This is a genomic window from uncultured Psychromonas sp. (assembly GCF_947489755.1).
GTDB lineage: Bacteria > Pseudomonadota > Gammaproteobacteria > Enterobacterales > Psychromonadaceae > Psychromonas.
Genome location: NZ_CANLFB010000017.1, coordinates 58,592 through 79,340, shown reverse-complemented (window position 1 = coordinate 79,340; position 20,749 = coordinate 58,592). Strand labels below are relative to the sequence as shown.

Genomic DNA, 20,749 nt, shown 5'->3' with positions numbered 1-20,749 from the left:
CTATATTCTCATATGAAATTAACAGTATTTGATTGTACTAACTCTAAAGGAATAGCCCATGTTACGCTTATCTATTGCACTCGCATTAACAACCCTGACCGCAGCTCCTATCGCTTTTGCCGACAATAAAAGTAAAGTTGCAACGGAATACGAAGCAACTCTTAAAACACATGCTCAACTATCTGCACAGTCATTTATTCTTCCACCTAGCAATGCAGCGGATTATTTTAACCAATCAGGACGCTTTACATCGAAAGATAATCATCGTTCAGATATACCTTATAGTATCTATGATGATGCAACAGATTTAGCTAGACCATTTCCAGGTCAACCACTACAAGGTTTTTCAGGTATCAAATCGCTTGGTGATAATAAGTTTCTAGTATTAACAGACAACGGCTTCGGCACAAAAGCAAACTCGGCTGATGCGATGTTAATGTTTCATGAAGTTGAAGTAAGGTGGGAAACAGGCCGTGTTGTCGTTAATAAAACAACTTTTTTATCAGATCCAAATAATAAAGTACCCTTTCCAATAACAGATGAAACAAGCGAGCAGCGTTATTTAACGGGAGAGGATTTCGATATAGAGTCGATTCAACCCGTTGATGACGGTTATTGGTTTGGTGATGAGTTTGGACCATGGTTAATCAAAACAAATAAGTTAGGCGTTATTCAAAATGTTGTTGCAACTAAAATAGATAATATGTCGTATATTTCTCCTGATAATGCATTTGTTAAACCTGCTAATCCAAACGAAACTGCACCTAAAATAAACACTAAACGTTCTGGTGGCTTTGAAGGGATGGCCATCTCAAAAGACGGGAAAACACTTTACCCTCTGCTAGAAAAACCTATGGTAGATGCTAAAACTTTAAAATCAGAAACCATCAATGGTCACCCAGTTCTTCGTATTTTGGCCTTTAACAATCAACAACAGCAGTGGTTAGATACTGTTCGTTATTATCCGTTAGAAGATGCCAACCACGCTATTGGTGATTTCAATATGATTAATGAAAACAGAGCCTTAATTATTGAGCGTGATAGCGGTCAAGGTGATGTACGTGAAGGTTGGGCATCAAACCCAGCTCAGTTTAAACGGGTTTACCTCATTGATTTACGAGATAAGGATGAAAATGATGTATTGCGTAAAATTGCATACATCGATTTAATGAAGATTAAAGATCCCGATGGAATTGCACCTCGAGGGACGATAGAGGGCATTTTTAGTTTTCCATTTGTGACGATTGAAGATGTTGACCGTGTAGATGAAAACACTATTATTATCGCCAACGACAATAATTATCCTTTTTCAGTTGGCCGCCAAAAAGGGCGAGCAGATGATAATGAATTTATTCTATTAGAGGTAGCAGACTTTCTCAAAGCGAAATAATATTATTTTATTGTAAACCAATTAATAACCTATCATCGTAAAATAACGCTAAACACCACAAACGAAAAAGCCCCAGCTTACATTAAAGTAAACAGGGGCTAAAACGGTTGGAGTTGGCTGATAGACTGAGCTCTGCCGCGTATAGTCACTCGCGTACGTCTGTAAATGCCCTGCAATCACCAAGTGATTTAAATATAAAACTAAAACCCTATAAACGAAAAAGATCCTGTTCACATAAAGTAAACAGGATCTAGAATGGTTGGAGTTAGCGAATAAACTGGGCTCTGTCATATATCGCCATTCGCGTACGTCTGTAAATGCCCTGAAATCACCAAGTGATTTAAATATTAAATTGAAACCCTATAAACAAAAAGACCCTGTTCACATAAAGTAAACAGGGTCTAGAATGGTTGGAGTTGGCCGATAGACTGAGCTCTACCGTGTATTGTCATTCGCGTACGTCTGTAAATGCCCTGCAATCACCAAGTGATTTAAATATTAAACTGAAAAGCTAAAAACGAAAAAGCCCCTAGCTTATTTGCATAAACTAGGGGCTAAAATGGTTGGAGTTGGTCGATAAACAGGGCTCTGTCATATATCGCCATTCGCGTACGTATGTAAATGCCCTGCAATCACCAAGTGATTTAAATATTAAACTGAAAAGCTAAAAACGAAAAAGCCCCTAGCTTATTTGCATAAACTAGGGGCTAGAATGGTTGGAGTTGGCCGATAAGCCGGGTTCTGTCGTGAATCGTCATTCGTCTAGGCCTGCAATCACTCACAGGCTCAAGCAACCTACCCGCTTCCAGCATGGGCCATGCCTCAGGAAGCCTATTTGGTTTTGCTTCGGGTGGAGTTTACCTTGCACTAATGATTACCCACTAGCCGGTGCGCTCTTACCGCACCCTTTCACCCTTACCTACTAATAAATTAGCAGGCGGTCTCCTCTCTGCTGCACTTGTCGTTAGCTCGCGCTACCCAGGCGTTACCTGGCACCCTGCCCTCTGAAGCCCGGACTTTCCTCCCCTCTTATTCCCTAGATAGCAAGCTATCTAAATTATAAAAGCGGCGACGATCTAGCCAACTCCGCGGCGGATTATACGGAAACCATTATAGATAACAAGCGCTTTGCAATGATACGAGAAAAGAATTATAAGTTCTCTAGTCCCCATTTATATAAATCATTTTTCTTAAGGTGATGTATTTCAGCAGTTATCGCAGCCGCTTTCTTAAGGGGTAACTCTTTTTTCAATAATGTCAGCGTTTTAATGGCTTCTACTGATAAGGCATCTTCGTTTTTACTGGCACCAGCTACCATTAATACAAACTCACCTCGACAATGATTGGTATCTTGTTGCAGCCATGCCAACATTTCACCTGCGGGTAAGACGTAAAAAGATTCAAATAATTTAGTTAATTCACGCGCAACGACTAATTTTCTTTCAGCTCCCATGATATTTATTATATGTTTTACTGTATCCTGCATGCGACGAGGAGACTCATAAAAAATCATCGTTTGTGTTTCTTCAGCTAAGGCGGTTAATTTTTCTGTTTTAGCTTTTTCTTTCACTGGCAAGAACCCTTCGAAAGAAAAACGGTCTGAAGGTAAACCAGCAGCAGAAAGTGCCGTAATTGCAGCACATGCTCCTGGTACAGGAACAACATCGACACCTGCTTCACGGCATTCATTAACTAAATGATAACCGGGATCACTAATTAATGGCGTGCCTGCATCTGAGATCAGTGCAACCGATTGCCCTGCTTTGATTTTTTCAATCAATACGCTACCACGTTGACGCTCGTTATGGTCATGAAGTGGGAAAGTGGGTTTACTGATTTGGTAGTAGCTTAATAACTTACCACTATGGCGAGTATCTTCTGCTGCAATTAAATCAACGTTTTTTAATATTTCGACTGCACGGTAAGTAATATCACCGATATTGCCCAAAGGAGTGGCGACAATATACAATTTTGCACTTATTTCGTTATTTAATTGATTTTTTTCAGACATATTTGACTCTATTAAAGTGTTAAGGATTGTTTAACTAAGGCTGCAATATTACACTATAGGCATCTTGATACCTATCTGAAAACTTATCTTGAATTAGTTTGATTAAAAAGGACAAAAATTTGACCATTGCAAATATATATAAAAGAGCTATCCATTTTTCTTTCATGGCACTGAGCATTATGCTTATTTCCGCTTGTTCTGGAGTAGGACAAGATAAAAAAAATGCACCGACTCTTTTTACTAACTTTTACGAAACAGCAGAATATTTATTACAAAGAGCTGAGATTGTAAAAGAACCTAAAAATACTGAGTGGCAATTAGCAGCGATACAAGCGCTTACTAAGGAAAGTAAATATGTTCTAGCAGATTCAGTTATTGAGTACTTACAAAACAAAACCTTAAATACTCAACAAAAAAATCACCTCACTTTATTGATAGCTGATAACCAATACGCACAAAACCAATTAGATAAAGCGATGGTTTCTGTTAAAAGTATTGATATGAGTGTGCTTTCAAAAGAAGCTAAATTACATTATTTAAAGTTAAAAACAGATCTGCATGTACGTAATAAAGAACATCAGGCAGCCGCTGACACCTTATTTTTATTAGCACCTATATTAACAAATAATGAGCAAAAACAGCGGTACAATGATCTACTATTAACCCAGTTGAACATGTTAGATACTGATGTTTTAAATAACGTAGACAAAGTATCATCAACAACTGATAACGATAATTTCAAACAAGGCTGGTATGCACTAGCGAGTGTTTATCACCGTTATCAATTGCGTACTAATCAATTAATACGTGGTGTTGATGCTTGGAAACTACTTTATCCAACTCACCTTGCATTAGCATTTATGCCGTCGCAATTACTTAACCTTGAAGAAGCTACGCCATACCAACCTTCTAAAATTGCGGTGTTATTACCTTTAACCGGTCGATTCAAGAAACCAGCTCAAGCAATACAATACGGTATTAGTTATGCATTTTATAACCAAGCTGAAGCCCAAAAGCAATCACAGGTAGAGCAGGAAAGCGGCGTAAGTAACTCAAGTGTGATCACCATTGAAGGTGATGTACAAGATGGCAGCCAAGTGTCTAATAATAGAATCATTGATAGAGGCTTTATTACTGCTCCTCCTCATATTTTATTCCTTGATACCAATACAATGACCATGCAAGAAATTGCAACTCAACTGCATAGCCAACATATCGACTTTGTAATTGGTCCTTTATTGAAACCGAATCTAAAAGCGTTATTACCGTTAGTTAAAGATATTCCAGTACTCGCGCTGAATAGTTTCCCTACTGAAGATGGTAGTGCAACGTCATCGATTCATTATGCTTTCCCACTTTCACCTGAAGGTGAAGCTGAACAAGCTGCTGAAATGATTTTCCAAGACAAGCACAAAAAACCTTTGTTATTTGCACCAAACTCAGACTTTGGTCGTAGAACATCAGCCGCTTTTGAAGCACGTTGGAAAGAATTAAGTCGTTCACAACAAGCATCTGGTAATGGTGTTGAGCTGTACCCTGCTGAAACGCACTTTTTCTCTAAAAAGACAGACTATGCGAAGTTCCTTGCTACTGCATTGCAAACGGACAAAAGCAAAGAGCGTAACAGTCAAATGCAAACTGTTTTAGGTAGAAAGTTAGAAACAGAAATTAGAAGTCGTGCCGATGTTGATGCGATTTACATTATCAGTAAACGTAAGCAATTAATGTTCATTAAACCGTTTATGTCGGTCGCTATTAGTCCATTTGCAAAAGAGATTCCTTTATATGCAAGTTCGCGTAGCCATGTGAAGGACTTCACGAATACTCAAGATAAAGAGTTAACGGGTATTACCTTCTCTGACGTTGCTTTTTTACTGGAAGATAAAACAGAAATGAATGAAAAAGTACAATCGGCATGGCCAAGACAGCGCCTTAGTACTTTACGCCTATTTGCATTAGGTAATGACAGCTACAGCTTAATTGAACAATTAAAGCTATTAGAAGTGATTGAAGGTTATAACTATCAAGGGTTAGTGGGTGAAATAACATTGGATGCGCGCAATACCATTAAAAGTAAGTTAAGTTGGGCAACGTTTCAGGATGGTAATTTAGTTGAAGCTACCTCGCCTATTTCAAGCCAGTAACTCTATTGGTGTTCAATATGAGCAACAAGCTTTAGCGTTTTTAAAGGCGCAAGGTTTGTTGCTTGTCTGTCAAAATTTTTATTGTCGATTTGGTGAAATAGATTTAATCATGTCTGATGATGACACGTTAGTGTTTATTGAAGTAAGATACCGCAAAAATCAAGACTATGGTGGTGCAACAGCATCGGTTACACTACAAAAACAAAAGAAATTAATTAAAACGGCAAAACATTATTTATCGCAATTAGATAATGAGCCTTATTGTCGTTTTGATGTCGTTGCTATCAGCGAAAAAACAACACAGCCACAATGGATACAAGATGCATTTCAAGAGTAACATGTCACATGATTAATGAAAAAATTCAAGCTCACTTTGCAGAGAGCATTCAAACTAAGATTGTTGCAGCAGAAGCCCTACCAGAGCAAATAGAAGCAGCGGCTCTATTACTTAAAGATTGTTTAATCAATGGCCATAAGTTGCTTATTTGCGGTAATGGCGGCGCTGCGGGACTCGCACAGATATTTGCTTCTCATTTACTGAATAAATATGAAACAGACCGCCCTGCTTTACCTGCCATCGCAATTACGTCTGATTCATCGTTAGTGTCTGCGATTGCCAGTGACAGCCATTTTGACCAAATATATGCACGTCAGATTTCAGCATTAGCACAACCGGGTGATGTATTAATTACAATCAGCCACGGTGGGAATAGCCGTAATATGGTCAAAGCGGTAGAAACCGCATTAAGTAAAAATATACAAATTATTGCAATGACTGGTGTTGATGGCGGTGAAATTGCAGGTTTATTAGGTGCAGATGATATTGAAATTCGAGCGCCAAGTGATAAAGGTGCACGAATTGAAGAGATTCACATGTTAGTAGTAAACTGCCTAAGTGACCTGATCGACCAACAACTATTTCCACAATATTAGGATAAATTATGACGCTGAAGCCTTATGTATTTTCGATTTTATTATCTACTTTTGTGCTACAAGGTTGCGCTGGCGGTTTAATTGTAGCCGCAGGTACCGCAGTAGCAGTAAGCAGCGATGAACGTAGTATTTCTCAATTAGTAAAAGATGACGACCTGTCTGAAAAAGCGATTGATGCAGTAATTGCTTCAAAAGCTTATAACGACAATATCCGTATTAATATTATCGCTAATAATAGTTATTTATTATTGGTTGGCCAAGTCGATACACAAGCGAATAGTAACGTCATTGAAAACGAGTTAAATAATGTACCTGGTGTCGTGGGTGTTTATAATCAATTACGTGTTAGTAAACCCATTGGACTTGTGCAAAAGACTAAAGATAGTTGGTTAACTACAAAAGTAAAAAGCCAATTAACCAGTCATGACAAAATTAATCCTTTGAAGATTAAAGTAGTGACTGAAAATGGTGAGGTATTTTTAATTGGTCAAGTGACACAAGAAATGTCTGATTTTGCTACTGAAGTGACGAGTAATGTGGAAGGGGTTCAACAAGTTATTAGGGTCTTTGAAATCACTCCAGTGAAAACAACAGACTCATAAAACAACAGAATACCATTAGCTGATTCACGCTAACTTATATCAGCAAGTATTAAAATTCGGTATAAGCAAGACACAAAAAAGGAGTGTTAAATCACTCCTTTTTTACATCTATCATTTTTGTATCTGTAATAATTTTATAATCGCTTTAACTTTATGCTCAAAGCTTATAAGCAAACATTGTAAATCCATTAAACATCTACCTAACATCCTGCTTACTGACATTCTGCTTCACAAGGCAATAAACAGCCGTAGATTTACTTTTTAACTCATTGCACTGCTCACACCAAAAACTCACTGCTCCGCACGCTTTTAAGCGCTGTAATGGCTGATGACACTCAGCACAATCAACATGAACAATGAAATCACTATTACAATTCAAACAGTGGCGTTTTAATTCACCACTGCGTTGTAATTCTGATTGGCAATCAGTGCAAAGTAATTGCATATTACTTTTTATTTTTACTGTTAGCGTAGTTACGTAGTAAACGTTGACGTTTATACATTTGATGCGGCGTTAATTTGTTACGACGACCTTCAAATGGGTTAGTCCCTTCTCTAAACTCGATGCGGATCGGCGTCCCCATAATCTCTAATGTACGACGGAAGTAGTTCATTAAATAACGTTTATAAGAATCAGCTAATTTTTTAACTTGGTTCCCATGAATAACGATTAATGGTGGATTGTAACCACCTGCATGCGCGTAACGTAATTTCACACGACGAGCGCCAACCATTGGTGGCTCATGGTCGTCTGTCGCCATACCCATAATACGTGTCAACATTGCTGTTGAAATACGTTTAGTTGAAGAGGTGTAAGCTTCATCTACTGATTCAAATAAATGACCCACACCTGTACCATGTAATGCTGAGATAAAGTGAATTTTAGCAAAATCGATAAAGCCTAAACGGCGATCTAATTCTGTTTTAACACGCTCTTTATCATACTCAGTCATGCCATCCCATTTGTTCACTGCAATTACTAATGAACGACCAGAGTTTAGGGTATAACCTAGTAGGCTTAAGTCTTGATCTGAAATACCATCGCGTGCATCAATAATTAATAGCACTACGTTTGAATCTTCGATCGCTTTTAAGGTTTTAATAACTGAGAATTTTTCAACGGTTTCACTTACTTTTTTACGCTTACGAACACCCGCAGTATCAATTAATACATATTGACGGCCATCACGTTCCATCGGAATATAAACGCTGTCACGCGTAGTACCAGGCATATCGAATACGAGTACACGCTCTTCACCTAAAATACGGTTAGTCAGTGTTGATTTACCTACGTTCGGACGGCCAATTAACGCAAGTTTAATCGGTAAAGCCGCTAAACGAGCTTGTTCTTCCGCGATTTTATCTTCGTCTTCGTCGTCATGATCGAGTGCGAATTCATATTCGTCTACTTCGTCTGTAACTGGATTTTCTTCTTGGAATTCTTCTAGTGCCGCATCAATCATTTGACGCACACCTTTACCGTGAGCTGCAGCAATGTGGTAAACCTCACCAAGTGCTAACGCATAAAACTCACCACAAACGGAATCTGCATCAATACCATCGGTTTTATTCGCAACTACCATGATGTTTTTATTTTGCTTGCGCAAGTGAGCAGCAATGGCTTGATCGGCTACGGTTAATCCAGCACGAGCATCAACGAGGAATAAAACAGCATCGGCTTCTTCAATTGCAATCAATGATTGCTCAGCCATTAAGGCATCAATGCCCTTTTCATCGCCTTCAATACCGCCGGTATCAATAACAATAAATTCAAGCTCTTCAATTTTAGCCTGACCATATTTACGGTCACGCGTTAAACCGGGGAAATCGGCAACTATCGCATCTCGGGTGCGCGTTAAACGATTGAAAAGAGTAGATTTACCTACATTAGGGCGACCTACTAAAGCGATGACTGGTAACATAAATTTTGTATATCCTATAAAACTAAAAAAGCCCCATGCACAGCAAGGGGCTACAGTATAGCGTAAAAACGAATTAAATTATTCTACATTTAATATCGGTTTTTCAATGGCGATTAAATCACCACTGCGTGTTTGTAAATAAAGGTGAGTAGAGGTTGCAATAGGCTCTATGTATAGCCCATCAGAGTCTAACTCTTGTTGCGCAACAAACTGACCTGTTTCACGGTCAATCCAATGTAAATAGCCTTCTGCATCGCCAACAACGATGAAATCATTTGCAACAGTAACACCCGTAACATTACGGTAAGCTAACTCTTTGTTAACCCAACGTTGTTCACCATCATCACGGTTTACCGCAAAGACATAACCACGATAATCGGTTAAGAAAATATCACGTCCTGACACGCTAATATCGTTATAGCCTGCGTATTTTTTAGACCATAGCTGTTGACCTTTCAATAGGTCTATCGCCACTAAATTACCATTGTAAGCGAGTGCGTAAACGATACCGTTCACAACAATTGGTTTCATATCAGCATCGGCTAAACGATCTAATTCAGTTGCACCATAAGGTCTTGCGACAGGGATCTGCCATAATGGCTGACCAGACTCTAATAAAGCAGCAGAAACATAACCATCAGCTCGACCGTAAATAATACCACCTTGTGACACACTAGGTGTTGCACTGCCGCGCAATGTTAATTTTGGTTGTGCATTTGCTAACGTCCAAACTTCTTCACCGGTGCTGCTATCTAACGCGGTTAGATCACCACGAGACGTATGAATAACAACAAAACCATTATCGTAAACAGGTTGGGCAATCACCTCACCAGAGACTTTGCTTACCCATTTGATATCACCATTTTCTGCATTTAATGCAAAAACTTGCGCATTTTCAGTGCCAATATAAAGAGTATCGAATCCTAAACCAATTCCACCCGACAAACGAGCAGAACGATTAGTAACGTTAAGTTCATGGTCGTCTAGGTCAATTGACCATAGTTTTTTACCCTTTTTAACAGAAACCGCTTTCACTTCTCCATCACGGGCGGCAACATAAACTGCTTTTTCATCAACAGCAGGTTGAAGTTGTGAGTAATACTTATCCACACCACTACCAATACTTGTTGACCATGCTATGACAGGTTTATACGTTGCTTGAAACTCTGGCAATTCCGCCATTTTAACGACGTCTTCTTCACTACTGAAAATAGAACAACCACTTAAGATTAAAGCGCTGCTAGCAATGACAGTTATATTTTTAATCCATTTAATCATTATATTATCTCAGTTTATTGAGCGGCATCTAACTTAGGAGCAGGAGCAACATTTGCTTTAGCAATGGCTAGATCATCTAACTGTAATTGTAAGATAGGATCAACACGACCTTCACTTGCATCAACGGCAGCTTGGAATGAAGTACGAGCAGACTCAATGTTGCCTTGTTTTAAGTAAACAGCGCCTTTACTTTGGTTAGCTTTTACTAAAAAGCCTTCTTCTGTAATGTTGTTTAATGTGGTCAAAGCAGCATCGTAATCACCTAACTCTGCATTGACACGCGCTAGACGTAACTCTATAACAGGGTTTAATGGTGCATATTCATTGCTTGCTAATAAATCAGTTAATTGTGTTTTTGCTAATGCAAAATCACCTGCTTGAACTGCTTCTTTCGCTAATAACATAGCCGCTAATGTTGCGTAGCTATTGCCTTCATTGTCTGCAATAAACGTTTGCATTTCTGTGGTGCTGTGTTCTTCACCTTTTGCATCATATTTAGCTAATACTTGCGCAAATTCAGTAGATGCTTGCTCTTGGCTTGTTGACACGGTTTCACCGTAATAACGCCATCCCCATAAACCAGCTAAGCCAATAACAGCGCCCACGACAAGCATCGTTCCGTTGTCGCTCCACCATTTTTTAATTGCATCAACTTGTTGTTCTTCTGTTTCATAACCTTCAATAATATCAACCACGTGTGTTCCTTACTTAATCTGTTATTTGATGAATATGCTTTATGCAAAGTAGGTAGGTAGTACCTTAACTAAGCTGTCAATTGCAACGGTTTGTTGCTCTGAATTTCCATGTAAGTCTTTAATTGTGACAGAGCCACTCTCTAACTCACTTTCACCTATAATTAAAGCAACTGAAGCGCCACTTTTATCGGCACGTTTCATTTGTTTTTTAAAGTTACCAGCACCACAGTGATGCATCATTTTCAAATGCGGTAGTTGGTCACGAATCAGTTCTGATGCTTTAAATCCTGCAATATCTGTACCTTCGCCAACTAAAATACTGTAAATATCAACATCACCTTTAACATCGTCGTTCAATTCTAAGGTTTCAAGCATTAAAATAATACGCTCTAAGCCCATTGCAAAACCAACGGCGGGTGTTGCTTTACCGCCTAGTTGTTCCACTAAGCCATCGTAACGTCCACCAGCACAAATAGTACCTTGTGAACCTAAGCTCGATGTTACCCATTCAAAAACGGTGCGATTATAGTAATCTAAACCACGTACAATACGTTCGTTAATCACGTATTTAACGCCAGCGGCATCTAAATAGGCTTGCACTTTTGCAAAATGCTCTGCTGTTTCGTCACCAAAATAATCAGATAGTTTCGGTGCATCTTCTAAGATTGCTTGAACGGCTTCATTTTTACTGTCTAGCACACGTAATGGGTTAGTTAACATACGACGTTTACTGTCATCATCTAACTTATCTTCATGCAATTGTAAAAATTCAACTAACTTCGCTTTATAAGCATTACGCTCTTCATTGCTACCTAACGAGTTTAATTGCAGTTCAACATGATCTTGAATGCCTAGCGCTTTCCATAAACGAGCAGAGAGTAAAATAACTTCTGCATCGATATCTGCACTAGCGATACCAAATGTTTCAATGCCTACTTGATGGAATTGACGGTAACGGCCTTTTTGTGGGCGCTCATGACGGAACATAGGTCCGATATACCACATTCTACGTTCTTGGTTATACAATAAACCATGTTCGTTGCCTGCACGGACACATGATGCGGTCCCTTCTGGACGTAAGGTTAAACTGTCACCGTTACGATCTTCAAAAGTGTACATTTCTTTTTCAACGATATCAGTCACTTCACCAATTGAACGTTTGAATAGATGTGTACTTTCTACAATTGGCATACGAATTTCAGAATAGCCGTAACTGCTGACTGTTTGTCTAATTAACGATTCTAATTTCTGCCAAACTGGGGTTTGTTCAGGAAGGGTATCGTTCATACCACGAATAGCTTGTATCTTCTTTGCCACAATGATTTCCGAATTCTGTCGATGAATAAAAATACATTCGAAATGTATTCATAATAAAATTGAGATTCATTATAAGGAAGTTTGTTGCTAGATGGAACAATGCAACTCGGCTTTGCTTGTTTTAAGGGTAATAAAAAGCCCAAATATCAAAAACATTTGGGCTTATCTTAGTATTTTCGATTAAAGCAGTGGTTAACAGCTACTTTAATGTATTCTTTCATTTTTATTGACTGACGCTTAATCTAAAATCGTATTAAACCAAAGATGAAATATTTGTATTCAATTAACTTTAAAAGTTAACCTTTTACAATAATTTGGCTTTCATCACTACGGCTAATACGTGCTCGGATTTTTGCTTCTAACTGATCAATCACGTTATCGTTATCAAAGCGATCTCGTTGACGAGTACCGTCTTCATAAAATCCACTTTTATTTTTACCGCCAGTAATACCAATATCTGACACTAATGCTTCACCGGGCCCATTAACAACACAACCAATAATTGACACATCCATTGGCATAACAACATCTTCAAGACGTTCTTCTAATGCGTTAACAGTGGCAATTACATCGAACTCTTGACGAGAACAAGTTGGACAAGCAATAAAGTTAATACCACGGCTACGAATACGCAGCGATTTTAGGATATCAAAACCGACTTTAATTTCTTCAACGGGATCAGCCGCTAATGAAACACGTAATGTATCACCAATACCTTGTGACAATAACAAACCAAGACCCACAGCAGATTTAACACTACCACTGCGTAAGCCCCCTGCTTCGGTAATACCTAAATGTAACGGTTGAATAATTTGTTTCGCTAATAACTGGTAAGACTCTACCGCTAATAATGCATCAGATGCTTTAACACTGACTTTAAATTGTTCAAAGTTCAAACGATCTAGTATATCGACATGACGTAACGCTGAATCAACTAGTGCTTGTGCTGTCGGTTCACCGTATTTTTCTTGAATATCCGCTTCTAATGACCCGCCATTAACACCAATTCGGATGGGAATATTATTGTGGCGAGCGCAATCAACAACGCTACGAATACGTTGCTCATTACCGATATTACCTGGATTAATACGTAAACAATCCACACCGTACTCAGCTACTTTTAAAGCAATGCGATAATCAAAATGGATATCAGCGATAAGTGGGATGTTGCATTGTTTTTTAATTTCACGGAATGCTTCAGCAGCATTCATAGTCGGTACTGAAATACGGACCATATCTGCACCAACAGCTTCTAAACGTTTGATTTGTGCAACGGTAGCAGCAACATCAGTGGTTAATGTATTGGTCATTGATTGAACGGTAATTGGCGCACCACCACCCACAGGGACATTGCCCACCATGATCTGTTTAGATTCGCGGCGTATAATCGAAGAGGTATGGCTCATTATATTTACTCTTAAAAAAGTTAAAGGTTATTACACGATTTTGATAAATCAATCATTTCAATAAATTGAGATGAGGACATGACTCGCATTCACTCTTTCTACAAATGCTTTACTAACAATACTTAATCTAACTTAGAATTTTTATTAGTAATATAATTTTAAGTTAAATTAATAAGTGCCTGCAAGTCTTAACTGATTTATTAAAGTGTTGCGTCAGCTTCCGTTGATGTCTCAGTAGGAACAATCTCTTCCTGGCTATCAATTACTTGGCTTTCATCTAACGGCGTTTCTATTGCTTGACTACCTGCCAATTGGTTATCTTCATCGATAAAGCTATTTTCACCAGGTTCAGGTAAACGCATGTGGATGTTTTCTGTATCGACAACGGCTTGGGGAAACAATGAAGCGGTCACATTTTCCCAATAATAAATAGTCGTTGCAATACCACCAATAAATAATAATAAAATAAACCAAGCAAACTTATTTGATGATTTTTTATTATTCGTCAAAATATAAGGATTACTTAATGTATTAACAGATTTAGCTGGACGGCTTAATTTTTGATATTCAGGGAATGATTGGAGATTTGATAAATGCACCACTTTACTATAATTGGCTAAATAACCACGCAAGTAGATCAGTGGATAGACTTTTTCTTCAATCAATTGTGCTAAATTATTTTCAATATCTTTGATAACGGTCGCTTTTAAATTAAGTTTAAGTGCAAGTTCATCAACGGAAAAATTAGCCGCTAAACGATGTTCTTGTAGTACCTTCCCTAGTGTAGTTTCATGTTCCGTTGCAGACGTATCATGTTCCGTTGTAGGCGTATCATGTTCAGTTATAGGCATAGTTTGCTCAGTCATAATATTTATTCGTTAAGAAATTTAAAGCTTGCTCAGATTCTGGGAACTGTTGTAAAAGTTGATTAGAATAGCGAGATAAACTGCTCTTCTTATCTGTAGCATAACTCAAACGAATCCATTGCCATAAACTTTCCGCTGTCGGTTTTGAATCTTTTTGAAAAGCAAATAAGTTAAGTATGGCCGTTGGGTAATTCTTTTCAGTAATATTTAATTTTGCTAATGATAAGTTTATTTCATTGCTGTTAGGACTATGCGATAAGGCATAACCATAATAAAAAATAGCTTTTTCATTATGGTTGGCTTTTTCAGCACAAATCCCTGCATTAGCATAAGACCGAGCCACACGCGTATAGTTCGGTGCAGAAATAGCTTTTAAGAAAAATGTTTCTGCTTTGTCATATTGGCCTTGACCACATAAGAAAGTGGCATAATTATGATTGGTATCGCCGTTGTCAGCATCTAATGATAAAGACTCTTTGTAGAATTCTTCTGCTTTCTCATTTTCATTCACTTTTTCGTAGTAATAAGCAAATATACGATGAACTTTGGCACTATCAGGTTGGTATTTTAAAGCGGTATCGAGGTTTTCTTTGGCTTGTTGCATTTGCTTATTTTCTAAATAAAGCAACGCTAGCTTAACACGTGTATCAGAAGCACCTTGAGGGTCAAAGGCCATTTTTTTACCACCGGGGCTATTTACTATAGTGGTGGTTTCACTTGAGACACAAGCAGAGATAAAGAAAACAGAAATTAAAGCTACAAATATAAAACGCATACATTCCTCATAAACTAAAAGCCGTACAGGAAACTTATTTAAGTATCCTATTGTGAAGTAACTTGATACTTGATGCATGTTTTTTTTAACTGTTCTTGAACTTTGCGCTTAAAGCACAAGAACAGTGTTAACTTTTAACTTATTTAGCTCTGTTGAACGCTGATATTTTCACCATGTTGACGTTTATTCATCGTACGTTTTGTTCGGTCAATAACATCACCGACCAATTGACCACAAGCCGCATCAATATCATCGCCACGCGTTTTACGAACAATAACAGTGTAACCGTATTCCATTAACACTTTATTGAATCGGTCTACACGGCTATTACTTGGTTTAGTGTAATCATTACCTGGGAACGGATTAAACGGTATTAAGTTGATTTTACACGGCGTATCTTTTAATAGATGTGCTAATTCATGTGCTTGATCTGTTGAATCATTAACATGATCGAGTAATAAATATTCAATCGTCACTTTGCCACGGTTAGCATTTGATTTACTAATATAACGTTTTACGCCTGCTAAGAAATCAGCAATATTATATTTATCATTGATTGGCATCATTTTAGAGCGCAGTTCGTCATTAGGTGCATGTAATGAAATCGCTAAAGCCACGTCAATTTTGTCACCTAAGATATCTAAAGCAGGTACAACACCCGACGTTGATAATGTGACACGACGTTTAGAAAGTGCATAACCTAAATCATCCAACATTAATTCCATTGCTGGAACGACATTATTTAGATTAAGTAAAGGTTCACCCATTCCCATCATCACCACATTAGTAATCGGACGAGTTCCACTTTCACCCATTACGCCAATGATTTTAGCAGCACGCCATACTTGCCCAATAATTTCAGACACGGTTAGGTTACGGTTAAAACCTTGTTGCGCTGTTGAACAGAAATCACACGCTAAAGCACAACCAACTTGTGAAGATACACATAAAGTTGCACGCTCTTTTTCAGGGATATAAACAGTTTCAACTTCTTGATTACCTACCGTCATCGCCCATTTAATGGTGCCGTCTTCACTGCGTTGTTCAACTTTTATTTCAGGTGCCACTATTTCTGCACGTTGCTTAAGCTTTTCACGTAGTGCTTTGTTGAGATCAGTCATTTGATCAAAGTCTTCACAGCCAAAATGGTAAATCCATTTCATGACCTGCTTAGTACGAAACGGTTTCTCACCCATTTCTGTGAAAAAATCTTGCAAACCTTGACGGTTTAAATCTAACAGGTTTACTTTTTTCTGACTCATTGGTGCCTCGACTGGACTGATTCGGTATAAATTGGGTGTGGATTGTACATATTATGAGTAGACGATGCTAGTCACAAATTTGAACTAAAAAAATACCCGAGTAAGTTATTACATCAGGTATTTGTTGTTTAAGGGTATTTTCAACGATAAGGCGATATAAGGGTTAATAATAGTTCATTTAACGAACGATTTCATTACCTATAAGTGACTAAAGTTTAATGATGATTTAATACATCATATTTTATTGCTAACGAGTTACTGATAGCAAACGCTCTATAATAAGACAGTCATTGGTATCACTTGATTTTGCTGCCAACTATAAAAAACAAGTGCAGGTAATCGATCACCACGACTGCTTACTGTTTTTTGTACATGCCCAGAACGAATAAGCATTTCAATCATCGGAGCAAGCCCATTTTGCTTTAAATGAAAATGTGTTAATAAAGTGACTTCATCTACACGTTGCTGTGTTTGTATATAAGTAGATAAACGTTTCAATATCATGCTTTGCTCCCTACTTTCTTAATTACTATTTCTATTAATTACTATTTCTATTAATTGCTATATCAATTTATGTTCAGCATTCATGGTTACATCTGCTAACAAGTTGCCTTTATGCTTTAACTTGTACAACACCCCTAAAATGATTAACACGCCTGACAGTAAATAAGCCAGACTGTTCATTGGATGGAGAGAAAAAGTAACGACTTGGTAATAAGCAACTGACACAATATAAGCAATGGCTGTTGACCATACCGCGACAAAGCGAGCCCAATTGACGCCGACCTCTCTGACAATCACCCCCATCGCAGCAGCACAAGGTGCATATAAAAGAATAAAGAGTAAATAAGCAAAAGCAGCTTCTTGGCTCACAAAAGCTTGTTTAATATTACTGTAGATAGTTAAGTCGACACCCTGCTCTTGCGCTGCATTTTCTAAGTTAGTTAAGTCACCAACATTGACACCCAGTGGGTCGGCGATATCAATTCCCATTAAGTTTTCAGGAATCGTTGCGACGGCTACGTTCAGTTTATCTAATAAAGTAAGTTCAACCTCATCTTCAGTATCGATACTTGAATATAAATTATTAAGTGTCCCAACAACGGCTTCTTTAGCAAAAATCCCGGTCACTATGCCAACAGTGGCAGGCCAATTGTCATTATTAACACCTAACGGTGATAATATTGGTGTGATAATTTGAGCACCTTGGCTAAGTAACGAACTGTCACTATCTTGATGACCAAAACTACCATCAATCCCCACCGAGTTAACAACATTTAAAATCGTCACGACCAATACGATGGTTTGACCCGCGCCAAAGACAAACCCTTTCAGCTTTTGCCATGTTTTAATTAACGTATTTTTAATGGTTGGAACTTCATAATCCGGTATTTCTAAAAACATATTCTCGCTTTTACCGGGCAATATAGTGCGGCTCAATACGAACCCTGTTAATACGGCCACTAGGATGCCAATTAAATATAATAAGAAGACGATGTTCTGTCCTTGCTCAGGAAAAAAAGCACTAGCAAATAAAGCATAAACAGGTAAACGTGCGCCACATGACATAAAAGGCGACATAATGACCGTGAGTAATCGTTCGCGTTCTTTTTCTAAGGTTCTTGCCGCCATCACCGCTGGCACAGTACAACCAAATCCAACAATCATAGGAACAAAAGACTTACCCGGTAAACCGATAAATTGCATTAATCGGTCAATCACAAAAGCCGCTCTTGCGAGATACCCTGAACTTTCTAATACGGCTAAAAACAGATATAAACAAGCGATGACAGGTATAAACGTCATAACCGTTTGAATACCATTACCAACACCATAAGCAAGTACGTTAATAATCCACTCGGGCGCATTAATCACACCTAACCAATGAGCGGTTTCATCTACAAAAATAGCGCCTGACGCAATATCAAAGAAATCAATAAACGCGCTACCAATATTGATGGCAAACATAAACATTAAATACATGACTAACAAAAACACGGGAATGCCCGTATAACGATTTAAGGTAATAGCATCAATTTTTTCAGACAGTGTTTTGCTTAAATGCCGTTTTTCTCTCACGGCTTGTTGTGTTAATGCATAAATAAAGGTGTAGCGCACATCTGCGATGTGTAAATCTAGATCAATGGATAATGAATTTCTAAGGTTATTGATCGTCGTTTTATTCTGAGTATTAACACCTGACAATATAGAGTGGTCACCTTCAATGCATTTTATCGCCAACGCTACTTTATTGAGATGCCTTTTATGATTACATTCTTGATGTTGCTTATCATCTATGATTGTTGTTATGTCATTAATGACAGGCTGTAATTCGTTTCCGTAATCGAGTGATAGATGATGATTTAAATTAGTAAGATCTAGACTAGTAAAAGTACGCGTTAACTTTTTTACGGCTTGCTGATCATGCGCAGATAAACAAATAATAGGACAACCTAACTGTTCACTTAATGTGTTTACGTTAATCACTAAATGTTGCTTATCGGCTAAATCCATTTTATTTAAGACCGCAACAACAGGTAAACCAAGCTCTAATAATTGTACCGTTAGATATAAGCTCCTTTCTAAACAACTGGCATCAATAATATTCAATACAATATCAGGCTCATTTTGCATGATATATTCGAATGCAACACGTTCATCTAATGAACTTCCTAGCTGATCATTATCAAGATTATAGATACCTGGTAAGTCGATTATTTTAACGCTTTTATGGTTATCTAAAGTGAAATGCCCAGTCTTTTTCTCAACAGTAACGCCACTCCAATTTCCGACACGCTGATGACTTCCAGTGAGTGCATTAAATAAAGTGGTTTTACCTGAGTTGGGATTACCGATCGTCGCTATATTTAAGATCATATTAGCGCTCCACTATAATTTGCTTAGCGATACTTTTACGTAATGCAATAGCGCTATTAGCGCATCGAATCGCAATCGGATCTCCTAGCGGTGCGACACGTAATAGTTGGATTTTAGCTTTAGGTAAAAAACCAAGGTTAAGTAATTTTTTACGCATCACAGGCTCAATGCTATTAATGTTAATAATACTGGCGGTTTCGCCTATTTTTAATTCTGACAATATCATGATTAACCCTTACTCTTTTTCGTTCAAAAAATGCGTTTATTGTTTGAACCTGTTAATGCTATAACAAGTAAATTAATACAAACTATTATCATTCACAACAAATAAACAGCGCTAACAACAGGTATAAACACGTCCTTTGTTTTAGATCAATTTAGTCGGGTGAACACATCTGTTTTAGAAGAAATTTTAGCGGTGTTTTACATCTGCAAGAGGAACAGGTATAAACTAGATGAGAAATTAATTGGTGGAAATAATTATGGATTTTGGTGAATTAAATTTAGTCTACTCTACAGACGGTGGAAAAGTAGAAAAGACAAAACAGAAACAAACAGCCCCTGAGAGTGATGGTGTTATCCGCTTACATCGAGAGACTAAAGGCCGTAAAGGTAAAGGTGTCACTTTAATTAAAGGCTTACAGCTTGATGACAAAGCCATTAAAGCATTAGCAAAAGAAATTAAAAAGCGCACTGGTTGCGGCGGCACTGTCAAAGACTTCGTTATTGAAATCCAAACGGATCAACGTGAGATTATTAAAACAGTATTAGAAAAGCAAGGTTATCAGGTTAAGCTAGCTGGCGGGTAATTAGCGCACCTTTAACTTTTTAAAAGGCATAAAAAACCCGATGATTAACGCATCGGGTGTCATTTTATTCGCTTAAATAAAGCATTATGTTTCTGCGATTATTTAGACACCAGAGGTGCTGAATCAAAACGAATACCAGACCAGCCATTAATCATAAATTGACGAATATTTTGATGATCACTTGCTTCAGGATGCCCTAAAACATCATTACGGTAATAGATACCAAAACAAGCTAAGGTTTGTTGTTCAGTTAATTCATTTAATTGCGAAAATGAAAAAATCTTACATGAACCTGAGTTTTCACCTGCCGCATTGCTTTGTTGACCATTAGTAAAAGCCGTTTCACTGAAGTCGTAATTTGCTTCAATCACTGCCATTGTGTCAGTAAATTCAATTGTTTCTGGTTGTGTCTTTAGTTTTGTTAAAAAATCACTTAATAGCATGATACTTCCTATATTATTT

At 37.8% G+C, this 20,749-nt stretch carries 20 protein-coding genes and 1 other RNA gene; 6 read left to right on the top strand and 15 right to left on the bottom strand.

All coding sequences use genetic code 11. From position 1 onward, the window contains the following. Positions 1–58: 58 nt before the first annotated feature. Positions 59–1,390 carry an esterase-like activity of phytase family protein gene (locus tag Q0794_RS11160; RefSeq protein WP_298941900.1) on the top strand — a complete coding sequence of 444 codons (1,332 nt, stop codon included), beginning with the start codon at positions 59–61 and terminating at the stop codon, positions 1,388–1,390. 714 nt (positions 1,391–2,104) lie between these two features. Here the strand turns inward: Q0794_RS11160 and rnpB are convergent. Together rnpB and rsmI are read right to left on the bottom strand one after the other, a co-directional pair. Then, positions 2,105–2,478: RNase P RNA component class A (gene rnpB / locus Q0794_RS11155), an RNA gene on the bottom strand. Positions 2,479–2,540: 62 nt separating this feature from the next. After that, positions 2,541–3,401, bottom strand: coding sequence for a 16S rRNA (cytidine(1402)-2'-O)-methyltransferase (gene rsmI / locus Q0794_RS11150; RefSeq protein ID WP_298941898.1), 861 nt, complete (start codon positions 3,399–3,401; stop codon positions 2,541–2,543). A gap of 119 nt (positions 3,402–3,520) precedes the next feature. Between rsmI and Q0794_RS11145 the strand changes: the two genes are divergently transcribed. From Q0794_RS11145 to Q0794_RS11130, 4 genes are read left to right on the top strand one after another with little or no spacing between them, the layout of a single operon-like run. After that, positions 3,521–5,545, top strand: coding sequence for a penicillin-binding protein activator (locus tag Q0794_RS11145; protein WP_298941896.1), 2,025 nt, complete (start codon positions 3,521–3,523; stop codon positions 5,543–5,545). Continuing rightward, positions 5,514–5,882: a YraN family protein gene (locus Q0794_RS11140; RefSeq protein WP_137297337.1), complete on the top strand. Its 369-nt coding sequence runs from the start codon at positions 5,514–5,516 to the stop codon at positions 5,880–5,882. Before Q0794_RS11145 ends, Q0794_RS11140 begins: the two co-directional genes overlap by 32 nt. An 11-nt stretch (positions 5,883–5,893) precedes the next feature. Continuing rightward, positions 5,894–6,478: an SIS domain-containing protein gene (locus Q0794_RS11135; RefSeq protein WP_298941932.1), complete on the top strand. Its 585-nt coding sequence runs from the start codon at positions 5,894–5,896 to the stop codon at positions 6,476–6,478. An 8-nt stretch (positions 6,479–6,486) separates the two neighbouring features. Then, positions 6,487–7,080: a BON domain-containing protein gene (locus tag Q0794_RS11130; protein WP_298941893.1), complete on the top strand. Its 594-nt coding sequence runs from the start codon at positions 6,487–6,489 to the stop codon at positions 7,078–7,080. Between the two features lie 196 nt (positions 7,081–7,276). On the opposite strand, the gene Q0794_RS11125 is transcribed toward Q0794_RS11130, so the two are convergent. The 12 genes from Q0794_RS11125 to Q0794_RS11070 form a co-directional block, all read right to left on the bottom strand. Next, entirely contained in the window at positions 7,277–7,525 is a 249-nt protein-coding gene (locus Q0794_RS11125; protein WP_298941891.1) for a zinc ribbon domain-containing protein, read from the bottom strand. Position 7,526: 1 nt separating this feature from the next. Continuing rightward, complete coding sequence (gene der, locus Q0794_RS11120) at positions 7,527–9,002, bottom strand: ribosome biogenesis GTPase Der (RefSeq protein ID WP_298941890.1); 1,476 nt, start codon at positions 9,000–9,002, stop codon at positions 7,527–7,529. Between the two features lie 78 nt (positions 9,003–9,080). Next, positions 9,081–10,280, bottom strand: a complete 1,200-nt coding sequence (gene bamB, locus Q0794_RS11115) for an outer membrane protein assembly factor BamB (protein WP_298941888.1) — start codon at positions 10,278–10,280, stop codon at positions 9,081–9,083. Positions 10,281–10,294: 14 nt separating this feature from the next. Next, positions 10,295–10,975, bottom strand: coding sequence for a tetratricopeptide repeat protein (locus Q0794_RS11110; RefSeq protein WP_298941887.1), 681 nt, complete (start codon positions 10,973–10,975; stop codon positions 10,295–10,297). A 39-nt stretch (positions 10,976–11,014) separates the two neighbouring features. Continuing rightward, complete coding sequence (gene hisS, locus Q0794_RS11105; protein WP_298941884.1) at positions 11,015–12,292, bottom strand: histidine--tRNA ligase; 1,278 nt, start codon at positions 12,290–12,292, stop codon at positions 11,015–11,017. Positions 12,293–12,588: 296 nt separating this feature from the next. Continuing rightward, complete coding sequence (gene ispG / locus Q0794_RS11100; RefSeq protein ID WP_137297330.1) at positions 12,589–13,698, bottom strand: flavodoxin-dependent (E)-4-hydroxy-3-methylbut-2-enyl-diphosphate synthase; 1,110 nt, start codon at positions 13,696–13,698, stop codon at positions 12,589–12,591. A 200-nt stretch (positions 13,699–13,898) separates the two neighbouring features. Further along, positions 13,899–14,564 carry a helix-turn-helix domain-containing protein gene (locus tag Q0794_RS11095; RefSeq protein WP_298941881.1) on the bottom strand — a complete coding sequence of 222 codons (666 nt, stop codon included), beginning with the start codon at positions 14,562–14,564 and terminating at the stop codon, positions 13,899–13,901. Beyond that, on the bottom strand, positions 14,557–15,339 hold the full coding sequence (pilW, locus tag Q0794_RS11090) for a type IV pilus biogenesis/stability protein PilW (protein ID WP_298941879.1): 783 nt from the start codon (positions 15,337–15,339) through the stop codon (positions 14,557–14,559). The genes Q0794_RS11095 and pilW overlap by 8 nt, the downstream gene beginning before the upstream one ends. A gap of 143 nt (positions 15,340–15,482) precedes the next feature. Continuing rightward, a complete protein-coding gene (locus Q0794_RS11085) occupies positions 15,483–16,601 on the bottom strand; it encodes a bifunctional tRNA (adenosine(37)-C2)-methyltransferase TrmG/ribosomal RNA large subunit methyltransferase RlmN (protein ID WP_298941877.1) in 1,119 nt (372 codons plus the stop codon). Between the two features lie 273 nt (positions 16,602–16,874). Beyond that, a complete protein-coding gene (locus Q0794_RS11080) occupies positions 16,875–17,105 on the bottom strand; it encodes a FeoC-like transcriptional regulator (RefSeq protein ID WP_298941875.1) in 231 nt (76 codons plus the stop codon). A gap of 57 nt (positions 17,106–17,162) precedes the next feature. Further along, positions 17,163–19,478, bottom strand: coding sequence for a Fe(2+) transporter permease subunit FeoB (gene feoB / locus Q0794_RS11075; protein WP_298941873.1), 2,316 nt, complete (start codon positions 19,476–19,478; stop codon positions 17,163–17,165). 1 nt (position 19,479) lies between these two features. Beyond that, the gene (locus Q0794_RS11070; RefSeq protein WP_298941872.1) at positions 19,480–19,704 is read right to left on the bottom strand and encodes a FeoA family protein; all 225 of its coding nucleotides are present in this window, start codon (positions 19,702–19,704) and stop codon (positions 19,480–19,482) included. A gap of 256 nt (positions 19,705–19,960) precedes the next feature. Between Q0794_RS11070 and yciH the strand changes: the two genes are divergently transcribed. After that, positions 19,961–20,287: a stress response translation initiation inhibitor YciH gene (yciH, locus tag Q0794_RS11065; RefSeq protein WP_298941870.1), complete on the top strand. Its 327-nt coding sequence runs from the start codon at positions 19,961–19,963 to the stop codon at positions 20,285–20,287. Positions 20,288–20,385: 98 nt separating this feature from the next. On the opposite strand, the gene Q0794_RS11060 is transcribed toward yciH, so the two are convergent. After that, positions 20,386–20,730: a HopJ type III effector protein gene (locus Q0794_RS11060; RefSeq protein ID WP_298941868.1), complete on the bottom strand. Its 345-nt coding sequence runs from the start codon at positions 20,728–20,730 to the stop codon at positions 20,386–20,388. Positions 20,731–20,749: the final 19 nt, after the last annotated feature.

Coding starts and splice junctions, on each gene's coding strand:
- Q0794_RS11160 (WP_298941900.1), top strand. CDS start 59: ATGTTACGCTTATCTATTGCACTCGCATTAACAACCCTGACCGCAGCT.
- rsmI (WP_298941898.1), bottom strand. CDS start 3,401: ATGTCTGAAAAAAATCAATTAAATAACGAAATAAGTGCAAAATTGTAT.
- Q0794_RS11130 (WP_298941893.1), top strand. CDS start 6,487: ATGACGCTGAAGCCTTATGTATTTTCGATTTTATTATCTACTTTTGTG.
- Q0794_RS11125 (WP_298941891.1), bottom strand. CDS start 7,525: ATGCAATTACTTTGCACTGATTGCCAATCAGAATTACAACGCAGTGGT.
- der (WP_298941890.1), bottom strand. CDS start 9,002: ATGTTACCAGTCATCGCTTTAGTAGGTCGCCCTAATGTAGGTAAATCT.
- bamB (WP_298941888.1), bottom strand. CDS start 10,280: ATGATTAAATGGATTAAAAATATAACTGTCATTGCTAGCAGCGCTTTA.
- ispG (WP_137297330.1), bottom strand. CDS start 13,698: ATGAGCCATACCTCTTCGATTATACGCCGCGAATCTAAACAGATCATG.
- Q0794_RS11095 (WP_298941881.1), bottom strand. CDS start 14,564: ATGACTGAGCAAACTATGCCTATAACTGAACATGATACGCCTACAACG.
- pilW (WP_298941879.1), bottom strand. CDS start 15,339: ATGCGTTTTATATTTGTAGCTTTAATTTCTGTTTTCTTTATCTCTGCT.
- Q0794_RS11085 (WP_298941877.1), bottom strand. CDS start 16,601: ATGAGTCAGAAAAAAGTAAACCTGTTAGATTTAAACCGTCAAGGTTTG.
- Q0794_RS11080 (WP_298941875.1), bottom strand. CDS start 17,105: ATGATATTGAAACGTTTATCTACTTATATACAAACACAGCAACGTGTA.
- feoB (WP_298941873.1), bottom strand. CDS start 19,478: ATGATCTTAAATATAGCGACGATCGGTAATCCCAACTCAGGTAAAACC.
- Q0794_RS11070 (WP_298941872.1), bottom strand. CDS start 19,704: ATGATATTGTCAGAATTAAAAATAGGCGAAACCGCCAGTATTATTAAC.
- yciH (WP_298941870.1), top strand. CDS start 19,961: ATGGATTTTGGTGAATTAAATTTAGTCTACTCTACAGACGGTGGAAAA.
- Q0794_RS11060 (WP_298941868.1), bottom strand. CDS start 20,730: ATGCTATTAAGTGATTTTTTAACAAAACTAAAGACACAACCAGAAACA.